This window comes from Actinomyces denticolens (assembly GCF_002072185.1).
GTDB lineage: Bacteria > Actinomycetota > Actinomycetes > Actinomycetales > Actinomycetaceae > Actinomyces > Actinomyces denticolens.
On sequence record NZ_MVIW01000011.1, the window covers coordinates 62,059 to 77,215 of the forward strand.

At 70.3% G+C, this 15,157-nt stretch carries 15 protein-coding genes and 1 tRNA gene; 8 read left to right on the forward strand and 8 right to left on the reverse strand.

Annotated features, from left to right (window positions below; genetic code table 11):
* Positions 1 to 8 precede the first annotated feature (8 nt).
* Together B1H55_RS04665 and B1H55_RS04670 are read right to left on the reverse strand one after the other, a co-directional pair.
* Positions 9 to 830, reverse strand: coding sequence for an ABC transporter permease (locus tag B1H55_RS04665; protein WP_073453037.1), 822 nt, complete (start codon positions 828 to 830; stop codon positions 9 to 11).
* Entirely contained in the window at positions 827 to 1,843 is a 1,017-nt protein-coding gene (locus B1H55_RS04670; protein ID WP_073453038.1) for an ABC transporter ATP-binding protein, read from the reverse strand. The genes B1H55_RS04665 and B1H55_RS04670 overlap by 4 nt, the downstream gene beginning before the upstream one ends.
* Before the next feature lie 92 nt (positions 1,844 to 1,935).
* Between B1H55_RS04670 and B1H55_RS04675 the strand changes: the two genes are divergently transcribed.
* Positions 1,936 to 2,661, forward strand: a complete 726-nt coding sequence (locus B1H55_RS04675; protein ID WP_073453109.1) for a TetR/AcrR family transcriptional regulator — start codon at positions 1,936 to 1,938, stop codon at positions 2,659 to 2,661.
* A gap of 114 nt (positions 2,662 to 2,775) precedes the next feature.
* Here B1H55_RS04675 and B1H55_RS04680 read toward each other — a convergent pair whose 3' ends face one another.
* Positions 2,776 to 3,207, reverse strand: a complete 432-nt coding sequence (locus B1H55_RS04680; RefSeq protein ID WP_077240544.1) for a MarR family winged helix-turn-helix transcriptional regulator — start codon at positions 3,205 to 3,207, stop codon at positions 2,776 to 2,778.
* A 126-nt stretch (positions 3,208 to 3,333) separates the two neighbouring features.
* Here B1H55_RS04680 and B1H55_RS04685 point away from each other — a divergent pair, with 126 nt between their 5' ends.
* A complete protein-coding gene (locus B1H55_RS04685) occupies positions 3,334 to 3,762 on the forward strand; it encodes an organic hydroperoxide resistance protein (RefSeq protein WP_077240543.1) in 429 nt (142 codons plus the stop codon).
* A gap of 38 nt (positions 3,763 to 3,800) precedes the next feature.
* Positions 3,801 to 4,280: a ferritin-like domain-containing protein gene (locus B1H55_RS04690; RefSeq protein WP_077240542.1), complete on the forward strand. Its 480-nt coding sequence runs from the start codon at positions 3,801 to 3,803 to the stop codon at positions 4,278 to 4,280.
* Between the two features lie 533 nt (positions 4,281 to 4,813).
* Here the strand turns inward: B1H55_RS04690 and B1H55_RS04695 are convergent.
* Positions 4,814 to 5,527 (reverse strand): FadR/GntR family transcriptional regulator, encoded by a 714-nt coding sequence (locus B1H55_RS04695; protein WP_073453044.1) that lies wholly within the window; start codon positions 5,525 to 5,527, stop codon positions 4,814 to 4,816.
* 237 nt (positions 5,528 to 5,764) lie between these two features.
* Between B1H55_RS04695 and B1H55_RS04700 the strand changes: the two genes are divergently transcribed.
* Both B1H55_RS04700 and B1H55_RS04705 read left to right on the forward strand, forming a co-directional pair.
* Entirely contained in the window at positions 5,765 to 6,289 is a 525-nt protein-coding gene (locus tag B1H55_RS04700; protein ID WP_073453046.1) for a gluconokinase, read from the forward strand.
* Between the two features lie 75 nt (positions 6,290 to 6,364).
* Positions 6,365 to 7,756, forward strand: coding sequence for a GntT/GntP/DsdX family permease (locus B1H55_RS04705; protein WP_077240541.1), 1,392 nt, complete (start codon positions 6,365 to 6,367; stop codon positions 7,754 to 7,756).
* Between the two features lie 450 nt (positions 7,757 to 8,206).
* Here the strand turns inward: B1H55_RS04705 and B1H55_RS04710 are convergent.
* A tRNA-Lys gene (locus B1H55_RS04710) sits at positions 8,207 to 8,280 on the reverse strand.
* 111 nt (positions 8,281 to 8,391) lie between these two features.
* Here B1H55_RS04710 and B1H55_RS04715 point away from each other — a divergent pair.
* Together B1H55_RS04715 and B1H55_RS04720 are read left to right on the forward strand one after the other, a co-directional pair.
* On the forward strand, positions 8,392 to 9,054 hold the full coding sequence (locus tag B1H55_RS04715) for a hypothetical protein (protein WP_073453050.1): 663 nt from the start codon (positions 8,392 to 8,394) through the stop codon (positions 9,052 to 9,054).
* Between the two features lie 262 nt (positions 9,055 to 9,316).
* Positions 9,317 to 11,023 (forward strand): variant leucine-rich repeat-containing protein, encoded by a 1,707-nt coding sequence (locus tag B1H55_RS04720; RefSeq protein WP_073453052.1) that lies wholly within the window; start codon positions 9,317 to 9,319, stop codon positions 11,021 to 11,023.
* Between the two features lie 201 nt (positions 11,024 to 11,224).
* Here B1H55_RS04720 and B1H55_RS04725 read toward each other — a convergent pair whose 3' ends face one another.
* From B1H55_RS04725 to B1H55_RS04735, 3 genes are all read right to left on the reverse strand, one after another.
* Positions 11,225 to 12,238, reverse strand: coding sequence for an inorganic phosphate transporter (locus B1H55_RS04725; protein ID WP_077240540.1), 1,014 nt, complete (start codon positions 12,236 to 12,238; stop codon positions 11,225 to 11,227).
* A gap of 15 nt (positions 12,239 to 12,253) precedes the next feature.
* Positions 12,254 to 12,874 carry a DUF47 domain-containing protein gene (locus tag B1H55_RS04730; RefSeq protein ID WP_077240539.1) on the reverse strand — a complete coding sequence of 207 codons (621 nt, stop codon included), beginning with the start codon at positions 12,872 to 12,874 and terminating at the stop codon, positions 12,254 to 12,256.
* Between the two features lie 425 nt (positions 12,875 to 13,299).
* A complete protein-coding gene (locus B1H55_RS04735) occupies positions 13,300 to 13,971 on the reverse strand; it encodes a response regulator transcription factor (protein ID WP_077240538.1) in 672 nt (223 codons plus the stop codon).
* Positions 13,972 to 14,085: 114 nt separating this feature from the next.
* Here B1H55_RS04735 and B1H55_RS04740 point away from each other — a divergent pair, with 114 nt between their 5' ends.
* Complete coding sequence (locus B1H55_RS04740) at positions 14,086 to 14,988, forward strand: tellurium resistance protein TerC (protein ID WP_240494179.1); 903 nt, start codon at positions 14,086 to 14,088, stop codon at positions 14,986 to 14,988.
* Positions 14,989 to 15,157: the final 169 nt, after the last annotated feature.

Below are 15,157 nucleotides of genomic sequence, written 5' to 3' on the forward strand. Positions count from 1 at the left end.
CGCGGGGATCAGCGGCGTGTCAGGGCACGTAGGCAGACCCCGAGGCTCACGACCATCCAGACCAGGAGGACGAAGAGATCCCTGTCCTGCCAGGCGTAGGCATCCTGCGCCAGGCCTGCTCGCAGGAGGTCCGCTGCTGGACGGATGGGCAGCCAGTCGTGAGCGGTCTGGAACCAGTGCGGCAGTTGCGAGGTCGGGAAGGTCACGGGGGAGAACAGGAGGATGAAGAAGACGAGCACCTGGGTGAGCGCCTGCGCGACCATGGGCTGAAGGCTCACGGCGATCGCGTAGCCCACCGAGGCGGCCATGACCGTGACGAGGAGCGACGCAGTGACAAGCAGCGGCCAGTCGATGTCCAGGGGGATGCCGAAGCGCAGCCATGCGACCCCCACGGCTACCGCGATCCCCGGCAGGGCGATGAGCGTCCACAGGCTGAGGTCGGTGGCGAGCAGGATCGGGCGCGGGACCGGCAGGGCGCGCGTGTAGGCGAAGGCCCCGTTGGCCCTCGCCTGCGCCACCACCTGGGGGACCATGACCAGCCCGACAGTCATGAGCAGGGCCGTTGGTGCTCCGGTGGACATGAGCAGGGCAGTGGAGGGCAACGCGTCGATGTCCGGGATGAGCAGGCCGAACCCGACGATGATGCCCGCGGCCATGAGGGCCTGCACGATGACGAAGATCGGAAGAGTCGGCCCGATGGAGAAGAGGCGCCAGCGGAGCATGGCCCGGTAGACGGACCAGGGGCCCGGGCCGCCGGGCACCGGTCGGTTGGCGGCGGCGGGGGAGGACGGCGGGGTGGGCGCGGCCTCCGAATGGGTCATGACAGTCATGCGGCGATCTCCTCGCTCTCGTCGTGGTCGGTCCCGGATGCCTCGGTCAGGGCGAGGTAGGCGTCTTCGAGAGTGCTGGGACTCAGGGCATAGGTCTCGATGTCGCCCGACTCGTGCAACCCGGCCGCCCAGTCGACGCAGGCGGCAGCCGCGGGGGCAGGGATCGTGACGAGCAGGCGGCGGCCGGTGCGCACCGTGCGCAGGGCGGGGGCGGGCAAGGCGGGCGCGGCGGACGCGCGCCGTGGCGCGGACGACTCGTCGGCCTCGTCGAGCGGGGAGGCGGCTCCAGGGGCCAGGCGCAGTTCCAGCCGCAGAGCGCCGTCGGCCCCGCGCAGGCTCGCGGGAGTGCCGCTGGCGACGACGCGGCCCCTGTCGAGGATGACGAGCTCGTCGAGCACCTGCTCGGCCTCAATCACGTTGTGGGTCACCAGCAGGACCCCTGTCCCGGCATCCGCGCGGCGCCGGACGGCCTCCCACAGGAGGCGGCGCCGGGCGGCGTCGACGTCGTTGGTCGGCTCGTCGAGGACGAGCAGAGGCATGGGGACGACCGCGGCCATGGCGAAGCCGACGAGCCTACGGATCCCGCCCGAGAGCCCGCCGCCCTCGGGCAGGGCGCGGCGGGTCAGCCAGGGGCCGTAGCCGAGCTCCTCGGCCATGGCCAGCGAGGCGGCGCGGGCGTCGCGGGCGGACAGGCCGCGCAGCCGGGCTGCGATCTCCACGGCGTCGCGCGGGGTCAACCCGTCGATAGGAGCCTGGGACTGGGGCTGGATCGCCACCGCCCGCCGAGCGGCCCCGGGGTCCGCGACGGCGTCGATGCTCCCGACGTGAATGCTGCCAGCGTCAGGGCGCAGCAGCCCGACCACCTGGGAGACGAGCGTCGTCTTGCCCGCGCCATTGTGCCCCAGGAGGCCGACGACGCTGCCGGGCTCGACGCTCAGATCGATGTTGTCGTTAGCGGTGACACTGCCGAAGCGGCGCGTCAACCCGGTGATGTTCAGGCTGGGAGTGGACATGATCACCTTTCAAATACTTACGGTATCTGCATACCAAGAGTATCTGAGGTGGCTCCTGGGGGCAACGGCGTGTGACGGCTACCATCGGCGGAGTGACCGATCTTCCCGACCCGATCAGCAGGAGGGACCGGCAGAAGCAGACCCGTGAGGCCGTCGTGTTCGCCGCCCGGGCCTCCTTCGCGCGCGATGGCTACCACGGCGCGCGCCTCGATGAGATCGCCCGCGCCGCCGGCTTCTCGAAGGGCGCCGTCTACTCCAACTTCTCCAGCAAGGCCGAGCTCTTCCTCGCGGTCATGGACATGAACATCGAGCAGTCGCTGGCCAGTGGGCTGGCGGGCCTGTTCGAGCCGGTGCCGGTGGACATGTCCGCTGATGACGAGCGGGGCCGGATGGTCTGGGGCCTCGCCCTGGCGACGCTGGAGTTCGTGGCCGCCGCGGCCAGGGATGAGGGCCTGCTCGCCGAGGTGTCCCGACGTGTTGGGCTTCAGATCCGGGGGTATGGGATCGCCATTGAGGCGATGCGCAGCGCGTGGGTCGAGCGCGGTGGAGCGGTGGCGGATGATCTGAGCGATGAGCAGGTCGGGGCGCTCCTGGCCGCCCTGGATCAGGGGGCCGCCGCGCTGACGATCGCCGGAAGCGGTGCCTTCGCCCCGGAGCTCCTCCAGGAGGGGGTGGCCCGCCTGCTCCGCCTCGAAGGCGTGGGCGCGGCGGAGGTTGCCGATCTGCAGGCCGATGTGGCCGGGCGGCCCGTCGTGGCCGAGCGCCTGGCCGAGGTCGAGCGCGACTGGCGGGAGGGGGTCGGGAGTGATGATCGATGATGATCGGGGGCCTCGCGGAGCTGATTCCCCATGGCCGACAGGGCTGATGGGTAGGGGCCAGCGCGCCGCGTCGCGGTCGGCGCGCCGTCGCCGTCCGCCGATCCGGCTGCTGGGTCAGGCGAGTCGCGCGGCCATATCGTCGAGCATGGACTTCAGGCGCTCCAGATCCTCGGCGGGCTGGGAGTAGAGCGCGATCATCCTGTCAGGGATGGTTGCTGCTCGTTTCCGCAGGTCGCGGCCTGCGCTGGTGAGGGTGATGAGGCGGCGGCGCTCGTCCGCGCGGTCCCTGGCGCGAGTGATGAGGCCGGTCTCCTCCAGACGGCGTAGCAGTGGTGTGAGAGTCCCGCTGTCGAGGCTGAGCCTGCTGCCGATGTCATTGAGGCTCATCGGCCCGCCGGACTGCCAGAGCGCGAGCATGACGAGGTACTGGGGGTAGGTCAGGCCGATGTCCTTCAGGAGCGGACGGTAGGCGCGGGTGACGGTGCGGCTGGCGCGGTAGAGCGAGAAGCACAGCTGGCGGTCGAGCTCGAGCGGATCGTGGGGCATGCCGGTGAAACTACCGCAGACAAATGGGTTGTGCACAATTAGATTGCGTACTATGTTTATCTGGGCGGCTGAGGGGCCGCCTCCCTGGAGCGCCGGGGCAGTAGGCGCGGCAAGCAAGGAGAGCTCATGAACGAGATCGAGCCCATCTACACCACTGAGGCCATCGCCACCGGCGCCGGCCGTGATGGCCACGTCCAGACCGCGGATGGCCATGTCTCCTTGGACCTCGCGATTCCACGGGAGATGGGCGGCAGCGGCAACGGCGCCAACCCGGAGCAGCTCTTCGCCGCGGGCTACGCCGCGTGCTTCCACTCCGCTCTTCAGGGCGTGGCACGGCAGGCCAAGCAGAAGCTCTGCGACTCCTCGGTGGGCGCGCGAGTCTCCATCGGCAAGGCCGGTGAGGGCTACGGGCTCGCCGTCGCCCTCGAGGTGGTCGTTCCGGACTTGCCGCACGAGGAGGCGCAGAGGCTCGCCGATGCCGCTCATCAGGTGTGCCCCTACTCCAATGCCACTCGCGGCAACATCCGCGTCGACGTGATCGTCGTCGACGACTGAGCGGGCCTCGCGCCCGGAGTTGAGTCCTAGGAGGGGACATGGTGGATAAGACGGAGGAGATCCGAGTCCTGCAGCTGGTCGTCAGTGGGCTCGCGACCCAGATTCACGCCCATCGCGTGCAGGGCCTGGTGTTCGGGTCCAAGGGCCTCGCGGCGCTCGCCGATAAGTACGACGCGCACGCGGATGAGGAGTCGAGTTGGATGAAGAAGTTCGCCGGCCGCATCCTCGACCTCGGTGGCGAGGTCAAGATCGAGGCCGCCCCGGCGGTCGAGGTCCATGACGACATCGTCCGTTATCTTCAGAGTGAGAAGAAGGCGTCGGAGGAGGGGATCGCCCAGGTCACCGAGCTGCTTCCCGTTCTCGCCCAGGACGTCGTCGCCTACGAGGACATGAAGGCCTACCTCATTGATGAGGATGAGGATCTTCAGGAGACCAACCAGGATCTGGAGCTCATCGCATTGATCGGCCTGGACAACTGGCTCGTCCAGAAGCTCGCCGGGTCGGCCGCGGTCGACTAGCGCGGGTGACCGGCTGAACGGCGCTGCTCGCGCCGACTGGTGCTGTTCGCTCCGAGCGGTGCGTCCTGCCCGCACCAGTGGGTGCGGATCGCACCGCTCGGTGTGAACGGTCACGTCGTGGACACGGCGCCGCACTGGGGCCCATAATGGTGGGGACCCACCCGGTGGCCTCCGGATGGGTCCCCGAGGCCGAATGGCTCAGCTGAACCATCGACCGAGGGCATCCACAAGGACACCGACGGCCCGGATCAGGCGAGCGATTGCGTTAACTATGTCGCTCACCTGCCGGGCCGTTTCCTTGTCCTTGCGGGGTTTGACGTGCCTGCCCAGTGGCTTGGTCACGGCCCTCACCTCCTCCCTGGCTCCCCTCCTTCCCCGGCAAGGACACTTGGGTGTTCCGGGAAGAGGCGCCGGGGAAGGCCCCGCCTTCGTATGCGACGGAGCCGACGCGATGGCGGGCCCGCGAGCAGGGCATGGCGTTCATGAACGGAGATCGGGATCGGTTGCGGGGTGGAACCCGAGCCCCCCGGGGCTCAGGATTCGAGGAAGCCGCGCAGACCGCGGTCCAGGAGAATCGCCCGTACCTCGGCGACCAGCTCGCGCATGCAGGTCTCGGCGGTCTCTGCGTCACCGGCGGCGACGGCGTGGGCGACGCGCTCGTGCAGCTCGAGCGCCTCGGCCACGGGCACCTCGACCTCGCCGGTCAGCCGGGCGCGTCCGGACAGCACCTCCGCGACGACGCCGGTGAGCGCCTCGAAGGCGTCGTTGTGACTCGCCTCGAGCACGAGGCTGTGAAAGCTGATGTCCTCCTCCAAGTACGAGGCGACCTTCCCCCTGGCCCCCTTGGCCCGGATCGAGGCCGCCAGCGTCAGCAGCCTGGAGCGCTGGGCCTCGGTCGCGCGACGGGCGGCCGCCGCGGCCGCGACCGGTTCGATGGCGGCGCGCAGCTCGGTGAGGGCCCCGAGCTTGGGGCCGCGCGGATCGGCCTGGAGCTGCCACCGCACGACCTGGGGTGCCAGGGCCGACCAGTTCTCGCGCGGGCGCACCACGATGCCGACGCGGCGGCGTGAGACGACCACGCCGAGGGACTCCAGGGTGCGCACGCAGTCGCGCGCGAGGGTGCGCGAGACCTTGTAGCGGGACTGAATATCCTCCAGCGTCAGGGAATCGCCCGGGGCGATCTCGCCGGTGACGACGGCATGACCGAGTGAGTCCAGGACGCTGTGGCGCCGGTCGGTGTCGTGCATGGTCGGGCTTCCGGAAGGGACGGGCCGTCCACGTGGGTGGCGGCGGTGGAGGCGAGGCCGACTCGGCGTCCCGTATCGGGCGCGCGGTGGGCCTGCGCGGCCGGTTGTGGACGGGGCGAGTCCTAGTGCCACCGCAACCCTAACGGGAAGACGACCTCCTCTTCCAAAAATACTACGTTTCATGTAATCTGGTCATATCAATTATCGACAATGATGTCACCAGGGAGTGAATCGATCATGAACCGCCCTGTCGAGCACCTCGTCCTCATGGGCGTGGCGGGCTGCGGCAAGACGACCGCCGCTGACAATCTTCACCGGGCCCTCGGTTGGCCGGTCGCCGAGGCCGACGACTTCCACCCGGCGGCCAACATCGACAAGATGAGCCGGGGGGTTCCCCTGACCGACGAGGACCGCTGGCCCTGGCTCCGATCCCTGCGCGACTGGATGAGCGCGCACGCTGCCGACGGCGTTCGGACCATCGTCACCTGCTCCGCCCTCAAGCGCTCCTACCGGGACCTGCTGGCAGGGGCGGAGGGCCGTGTCCTGTTCATCCACCTGCTCGCCGACGTCGATGAGCTGGGTGAGCGCATGGCCCACCGTGAGGGTCACTTCATGCCGCCGACCCTCCTCCCCTCCCAGCTGGCCACCCTCGAACCCCTGGAGGACGACGAGGACGGCGTCACCGTGGTCTCGCGCCCCACCCCCGAGGAGACCCTCGACGCCATCCTGGCCGCACTCGAGCACGCCGCGGCGTCGTCCTGACGCCCCGGCCTGCCCCGGTCCCGTTCGCCGACACCACTGACAGCACCAAACCCGCCCAACAACCTGGAGACGACAATGACGTTAGCTCTTCCCGCCGCCGATACGGTGGCCCACTCCGACAACGAGGTGCGGCTGATCGCAGCCGCGCTCCTCGGCATCGCCGCGATCATCGTGCTGATCGTGTGGCGCAAGATGCACCCCTTCCTCGCGCTGACTCTCGGATCGGCCGTCCTGGCCGTCGTCGCCGGCATCCCGCTGACCGACACCTTCACCGCCTTCACCGATGGCTTGGGGTCGACCGTCGGGAGCGTCGGCACGCTCATCGCCTTCGGAGCGATCATCGGACGGCTCCTGATCGACTCCGGGGGAGCCGACCAGATCGTCGATACCGTCCTGGCGCGAACGCCCGGCCCCAGGCTGCCGTGGGCCATGGCGCTGATCGCCTTCGTCGTCGGCATTCCGCTCTTCTTCGAGGTCGGCATCGTCCTGCTCATCCCCGTGGTCATGATCGTGGCACGCCGGGCCGGCCGGCCTCTCATCCTGCTGGGCGTACCCGCGCTGGCCGGCCTCTCCGCCCTTCACGGCCTGGTGCCCCCGCACCCCGGACCGCTTCTGGCCATCGACGCCGTCGGGGCCGACCTGGGGCTGACTCTCGGACTGGGGCTTCTCGTGGCCGTGCCCACGGTCATCATCGCGGGCCCGGTCGCCGCGCGCTTCATGGCCAGGTGGGTCCCCATCGAGGCGCCCGAGCCCCTCGGCGGCGACGACGAGGAGCGCGAGGGCACGCGCCCCTCCTTCGCCGCGTCGGTCGCAGTCATCCTGCTGCCGGTGGTGCTCATGCTCCTGCGCACCGTCGTCGAGACCGTCGCCCCCGAGGACACGACCAACCTCTTCGTGCACGCCGCCCTGTTCATCGGCCAGCCCATCGTCGCGCTACTGGTCACGGTCCTGGTCGCCATGTACGTGTTCGGCTTCCGGCTGGGTCTGGACACCAACCGGGTCACGGACCGGGTGGGCGCCTCCCTCGGCCCGATCGCCGGAATCCTGCTCATCGTGGGCGCGGGGGGCGGGTTCAAGCAGACCCTCGTGGACTCCGGCATCGCCACCATCATCGCCTCCTGGATCCAGCACGCGGCCGTTCCCACGCTCCTGGCGGCCTGGCTCGTCGCCGTGGCGGTACGCCTGGCCACCGGTTCGGCGACCGTGGCCACTATTACGGCTGCCGGGATCATGGCGCCTCTCGCCACGGGCATGCCGTCGGTTGAGGTCGCCCTTCTCGTGCTCGCGATCGGCGCGGGCTCGGTGTTCCTCTCCCACGTCAACGACGCCGGCTTCTGGCTGGTCAAGGAGTACTTCGGGATGAGCGTGGGGCAGACCTTCAGGACCTGGTCGCTCATGGAGACGCTCCTGTCGGTGACGGCCATGGTGGTGATCTGCGTTATTGCCATCGCCTTCGGGGTCTTCTAGCACCCGGAGGGCGTACCCGCGGGCCGGCCGCCCGGACCAGGCGACGATGCCGTCGTCGGCCTGTCGTCCTGGAGCGGCCGGCCCCACGACACGCAACCCCGCTCATCAGAGCCCATGTGATCCACGGTCCAGCCACGCGCACGCGCGTCCTGCACCAGCGCCTCACGGGCCACGTCATCACGACACTCACACTCAGACGGACCAGTACCCCCGGCCGTCAAAGGCGCAGTCGCGATGACCTGCCCCACCTGAGGCACCACCTCAGTAGACGCAGGCGGGCTTCCCTTCCTCACCCAGCGGCGGACTGTCATGGGCGTGCAGCCAAGATGTTCGGCGTTTCTAGTGATGATCTGCTGCCGCGCCGGGCGGCCGACGGGGGCTGGGAGCCGGCGGCCTACGCGGCCGGGCGGGGCGCGCGGGTCGAGGGCGCTCAGGCCGCGCCGACAGCGGTGCCCCCTGTGGGGCTCGAACCCACGACCTTCGGATTAAAAGTCCGCAGCTCTGACCAACTGAGCTAAAGGGGCGCGGTGCCGGGAGGCGGCACCACGCGCAGCATAGCCGGACCTGGGCGCGCAGGACATGCCGTGCCGGGCATGCGAGACAATGGGCGCGCCCCGCTACCGAAGGAGAACGCCATGGCACGCCAGTTCCACCGCCCCGCCCGGCTCGACCCCGAGGTCGCCGAGTCCATCGAGGGCGGGGCGGACACCGCCGTCGCCTCCGAGCTCGCCCATCGCGCCGCCCAGGCCCTCATCGGCGGTTTCCCCACCGCCCCCGACGACCCCATCACCCGCGAGGGCGTCATCGCCGTCGTCGCCGGGCGGGGGATCGACGACGTCGCCGAGCTGTGGGCCGACTCGCCCGCGGCCACGCTGCCAGGAGCCCTGTGGCGCCTCTTCCTCGTGCGCGAGTGGATCCGCCGCGACCCCGGTCTCGTCGAGCGCCGCTACGCCACCGTCGTCGACCTCACCGGCCCCGATGACGACGGCGCCCTCGCCTCCCGCCTCGACGCCGCCCTCGCCGAGGGGCGCCCCGTCATCTCGCCGCAGGGGCTGCGCGAGCGCCTCGACGCCGCCCTCGCCGGCGCGCTGGAGGGCTCCGTCCCAGCGCTCGCGCCGCTGCTCGCCACCGCCTCCGCCTTCCTCGCCGCCCTCGCCGCGGGCTCGGCCCCCGAGTGGATCGACGATGACGCCGACCCCCTCGCCGACCGCGTCACCCGCAGGGATTCCGCGCTCCTGGCCACCGCCGACGAGCTCGGCGATGCCGCTGCCAGGGCCCGGGCGGGCCTCCTGGACTGACCGGGCCGAGGCGCTCGGCGGGCGTCCCGGCGCGCCCATGACGCCGCCCGCCCGATCGGCAGCGACGCTCGCACGATCCTCATCCCCGAGCACGACCCCGGAGGCAGGCTGGAAGCGGTCTCCCCGTACCTTGCCTCCTGAGGACGGCGAGGCCGTCTCCCGCCTCCCGCCGCTCCTGGCGGCCGGGGGAGGATCCCGGGAGTGGGTGATAGGCCCATCCTCCCCATGGACCTCCCGCGCGGTTGTCGGCTGAAATACGACCATGACCATGGATGCGAGCATCCCGGCGCTCCCGCGCCGGGATGACCCCGATGCCGCGGCTGCGGCCGACCCGACGACGCCGTCGGTGGAGCTGGCGAGAATCGCCTCGGCGCGCCCCGATCTCCAGGCGGCCATCGCGGTCAACCCGGCCGCCACGCCCGGCGTTCTCGACTTCATCATGCGCTTCGGCGGCGCCGAGGCGAAGTCGGCCGTGGCTCAGCGCGGAAAGGCGTCCGGGGCATCCGCCTTCCCGGGGTACGTCGGATACCCGTCGGCCCCCGCGGTGCCCGGAGGCCCGGGAATCCCCGTCGGCCCCTCATCCGCATACGGCTCCCAGCCTCCCCGGGGCATGGGGGCGACGTCCTATGGCACCGTGGCTTTCGGCGCCGTCGAGGCCCCGCCCAGGAGGGAGCGACGCAAGGGGCTCATCGCCGTGATCGTCGTGCTCGTCCTGGCCCTGGGGGCGGGGGGCGCCGGGGGCGCCTGGTGGTGGTCGCACCGCGATGAGTCGGCGGGGGCGAGGGGAGAGAACCTCGGCACCACCGATATGTCCTCCGACTTCTCCCGGGAGCCGGAGGTGGTCTGGTCCCATCAGGCGAATAAGTTCCTCTTCTCCGCGGACGGAACCAGGGTGATAGCGGTGAGCGACCCCGGCTGGGATGGGAGCACCTTCGCCTCCAGGCGCAAAATCCCGGACTACTCCCACGCCTCCTGGGAGCTCTTCAGCTTCGAGGGGGGTGAGCCCCGGAGCATCGCCAGCGGCGAGGGGGTTGATGCCACGGAGAACGTCGGGTTCTGGGACGACGACGCCGTGGTCGGCAATATCAGGGTGAACGGGTCCACGGGTGAGCAGACCACGCTGGACTGGCTCGACAACGAGTCGAGATTCATCGCGGGCGCCGGGAGCACCGCTGTCGTCTTCAGGGAGAAGGACCGGTTGACACAGAATTGGACGGCGGTCGGGGTCAGCGCTGACGGTGCCGAGCAGTGGCGCCTGACCGACCACCGGAGCATGACAGGATGGGCGCTCAGCGCGGCTGTCGTCGAACTCGACGACTTCGGCGTCGACGGGGACAGCCATAGCAGATTCGTCGACATCGCGACCGGCTCGGTCCTGGCCAACGGCGAGTTGACGTCCCTCCGCGCGCAACGGATCTCAGGGGGAATCGCCCTGTACTCCTGCGGTCGCGCGGCTGGTGATGCGAAATGCGGCGTCTCGGCCTACAAGGATGGGCAAACCGCTCCCTTCGACTCCTGGGAGGCGCCCTACATCGCCGCCTCTCCGTCCGTGAGCCCGGATACCCTCAAGGACGCGGGCGCTACGGCGGCAGCCGACTCCGGCTCGGAGGATGACACCTACTATGCGCTGGACGCCTCGGGCTCCGTTCACTCCCTGACGGGCAGCGAGGGCTCCCCGCAGCTCGACGGCCACGATCTCGACAGGCCCGCCGATGTCAACTCGAGCGCCTGGGCGGAAATGGTCGGCATGGTGGGGAGCGGTTCCCTCACCATGATCCAGTGGTGGGACATCGACGATAGCCACTTCGCGGCCACCAGCGTCCACGACGCCTCCACAGGGGAGCTCCTGTGGTCGGTGAAGGACAGCACTCTGGTCAGCGTGGTCAGCCCGGGAACGATCCTGACGCGGACCGCTACCTCCGACGACGGTGACCACGGCCAGGCGGTCGAGCTTCGCCGGGCGCCCTGAGCGCCCCTGAGCGCCCCCGGGGCGGCGAGGTCTCGGCGGCGAGTGCTGAGGGCAGGGGCCGCTGTCCCCGCCGGAGTGGGGAAGCGAGTCGGGCCCGGCCCGCGGGAGAACCGCGGGGCCGGGCCCGATACCGTTGGCGGTGGTGGAGATGGTGCTGGTCCGACCGTCGCCGTCCTGATCGACGGGGTCGGGGCGCCGCTCTCAGAGCAGGGCGGTCTTGAGGACGAGGGCGACGGCGGCCGCGATCGTCGCAGCGGCCGGAAGGGTCATCACCCAGGCCACGACGATGTCCCCGGCCACGCCCCAGCGCACGGCGCTCAGGCGCTTCGTGGCGCCCACGCCCATGATGGAGGTGGTGATCGTGTGCGTCGTCGATACCGGGGCGCCGAAGCCCATGGCGGCCACGTAGAGGAAGCCCGCGGCGACGCTCTCCGCGACGAACCCGTGGGCGGGGTCGAGGTCGATGACCTTCGAGCCGAGGGTCGCCATGATGCGCATCCCGCCGAAGTAGGTGCCGATGGAGATCGTCAGCGCCGCCGTGACCTTCACCCAGGCGGGGACGCCGTGGTCGAAGGAGTGGAAGCCGCCGGCCGTCAGGGCGATGAGCATGACGCCCATCGTCTTCTGGGCGTCCTGGAGGCCGTGGCCCAGGGCCATGGCCGCGGCTGAGACCGTCTGGGCCCAGCGGAAGCGCCGCATGGTGCGGTGGTAGGGCAGGGCCGCGCACAGGCGCAGCACGATGACCATGGCGATGTAGGCCACGATGAAGCCGCCCAGCGGCGAGACCACCATCGGGATGACGACCTTGTCCAGGATCGAGCTCCAGTGGACCATCAGCCCGCAGGCCAGCCCGCCGCCGGCCAGGCCGCCGATGAGCGCGTGGGACGAGGAGGACGGCAGGCCGAACCACCAGGTGATGAGGTTCCAGGAGATCGCGGCGAAGAGCGCGGCGAAGACGACGATGAGGGCGATCATATTCCCCTCATTCGAGTCGTAGGTGATGGAGACGATGTCCGTGCCGATCGTGTGGGCCACCGAGGTGCCCAGCATGGCGCCGACGATGTTCATGACGGCGGCCATGAGCAGGGCCTTGCGCATGGATAGCGCCCGGGTGGAGACCGACGTGGCGATGGCGTTCGCCGCATCGTGGAACCCGTTGGTGAAGTCGAAGACGAGCGCGATGACGATGATCGCGATGACCAGTGTTGTCATCATGGCGGTGCCGATTCGTCAGGACTCGCGCACGGCGATCGACTCGACCGTGTTCGCCAGGGACTCGAAGGCGTCGATCGCGGCCTCCATGCGCTCGATGATCTCCTTGCGCTTGATGAGGCTGATCGTGTCCATCTCCTCCTCGAAGAGCCTGCCGATGCCGGCGCGGTAGATCTGGTCCCCGTGGTTCTCCAGCTCGTTGATCTTCACCCAGTAGCTCTCCAGGTCCTTGAGGGACTTCAGGCGGGGCATGGCCTGTGCGGTGAGCTCGGCGCACTGCTTGAGGATGTCGACCAGCTCGTGGCAGGCCTGGGGCAGGACGCCGACGTGGTAGAGGACGATGCAGTCGCCGGCCTCGTCGACCAGGTCCATGCAGTCGTCCATGGTCGAGCCGAGCAGGTGGAGGTCCTCGCGGTCCAGGGGGGTGACGAAGGTGGCGTTGATGAGCCGCTGGAACTCGTGGTGCGAGTCGTCCGCGGCGTTCTCCTCGGCGTGGAGGGTCTCGCGAAGGCCGATGCGCTCCTCGCGGTCGGCGTTGATGATCTGCTCGAGGACGTCGCAGGCGATGACGAGGTGGCGAGCGGACCTCGACAGCAGGTCGAAGAGGGCCTCGTCATTGTTGCGGGGGTGGATGCGCACGGATGGCTCCTTGCTGGTCTGGGCGGCTCGGATCGCCGCTCCTGTCATGAATGCGCGGCCCCGGATTCTTCCCGGGGCGGGGCCCGGAGGCGGTCGGCCTGCTGAGGGCGGCCGCCTCGGGGGATGGTCGATTCAGGTGAGTACGGGTAGTCGGGATCTCAGGTGTGGTGCGGGTTCTCGGCTGCGGTGTCGTTCTCGAGAAGGAATCGTGGTTGAGGACGCCGGGCCGCAAGAGCGCCAGTCGGCGCGAATGCCGCTCGTGGCGGCGCAAGGTGGAGCCCGGGGCCCGTCGCGACCCGGCGTCGGCTTCAAGGTAGCAGCAGCGCCGCGCGCGCGCCAAAGGCACTGGGGCCAATGGCGGTGGTCCTGGCGGGGGCGCTCGCGAACCGGCATTGTCAGGCGTCCTGTCATGCGTCCCGGAGGCCCTAGACGCTCCCCGGTGCGTCGAGTCGGTAGCCCACATTGCGGACCGTCCCGATGAGCTGGTCGTGCTCCGTGCCGAGTTTCGCGCGCAGGCGGCGCACGTGGACATCGACCGTCCGCGCCCCGCCGATGTAGTCCTGCCCCCAGACCTCGTCCAGGAGCGTTTCCCGAGTCAGGACCCGGCCCTGGTTGATCGCCATGAATTTGAGCAGCTCGAACTCCTTGTAGGTGAGATCGAGGATCTCCCCGTGGATCCTGGCAGTGTAGGCGGTGACGTCGATGACGAGGTCGCCGACCTCCAGGCGGTCCTCACGAGGGGCCTGGGAGGCGGGCGCGGCGCGGCGCAGCATCCGCAGCCTGGCCGCGAGCTCGGCGGGGGAGGCCCCCGCCATGACGAAGTCGGACGCCCCCCAGTCCTCCTGGACGGCCGCCGCCCCGCCGTCGTCGATGACGAGCAGGATCGGCCCGCACTCCATCGGCCCGCTCAGGAGCTGGCACAGGGCCCGTGCCCGGGTCAGGTCCGCCCTCGCGTCGATGAGGACCGCGTCCGCGCTGTCGATCGCGCTGTAGTTCGCCGGGAGCGGGGGCACGCAGGACACCGTCGCGTCGAGGAAGGATGCGGCGGGGAGCGCGTCCGCGGGATCGGCGGCGTGGGTGAACATGATGACGCGCACGCGACCCCTCCAATCGGATCCTCCTGAGCGCTGCCGGACAGGGCGGCCCCGGCCGGCCGCCCTAAGTCAAGCACAGGTCATGCGATCGCGTCGGGGTGTGCGACGATACGAGATGTGGATACCCCTGCCAATCCCAAGAGCGGTCCGGGGCGCGCGGCGCCCGCTCCCGCCGCGTCCCGCCCCGGGTACGGCACCCGGCGGGGCAGCGGCGTGCCGAAGGAGCCCGGCATCGTGGACCCCGCATGGACCCGCCTGGCGGTGGCCGGCCTCGTCCCCGTCCTCCTCGCCGCCTCGGCCCCCGTGGCGGTGTGGGCGCGGACGGTCCTCGTCCTCGTCCTCGCCCTGGCCATGGCGCAGGGCTGGCCGGCGCTCGTGCGGGCGCGCCACGACACGGGCTCGACAGCGGTGATCGCGCTGACGGGGATCGCGGGCGCGCTGGCCGTCGCCTGGAGGCAGGACTACGGTGCGGCGGGCGTCGTCATGGCGCTGTCCATCCTCATCGCCTTCGTCGCCCAGATGCTCCGCAGGGGGGAGAGGAGGGGGCTGCTCGAGAGCCTGTCCTCGACGGTCTCCGGTGCTCTCGTGGCGATCGCCGGCGCCGCCTGGTGCGCGCTGGAGCCCGGTGTCGCCGATCCCGCTGTCATCGTCCCGTGCAGCCTGGCGCTGTTCGCCGGCGCGCTGCTGACCACGCTGGAGGTGCGGGCCCGGGTCCTGGAGATGCTCACCATGACGCTCCCCGCGATCATCTCGGGCGCGGTCGGCGGGCTGCTCGCCGTCGTCGGGTTCTTCGGCCCGGCGCACACGGGTCTCAGCGAGGCCGCTCAGTCCGGGGCGGCCTGCCTCATCGTGGGCTTCACCGCCGGTGTCCTCATGGCCGCCGCCAACCGGGTGCTGTGGACGCACCAGTGGGTTCCCGGCGGGCGGGCCGCGATCGCCAGCGCCATCGTGCCGATTCTCGCCGTCGGGGCGCCGTCCTACGCGATCGCCCGCCTCATGGGCAGTTTCGTCGCCGGCTGACACTCATCACTCCTCCTTATACTCGAGACCGGTCGAAGTGGCGATCGAGACCGGTCCTCCGGACCAGCGCTCCTATGTTGTGGGTGTCAAGGTGGTGGGGTGGTAGGTGGGGTTGTTCAGGGCTTGTTTGAGGGCGTGGTGGAGGTTTCGGGCGACGGCGCGTTTGAGG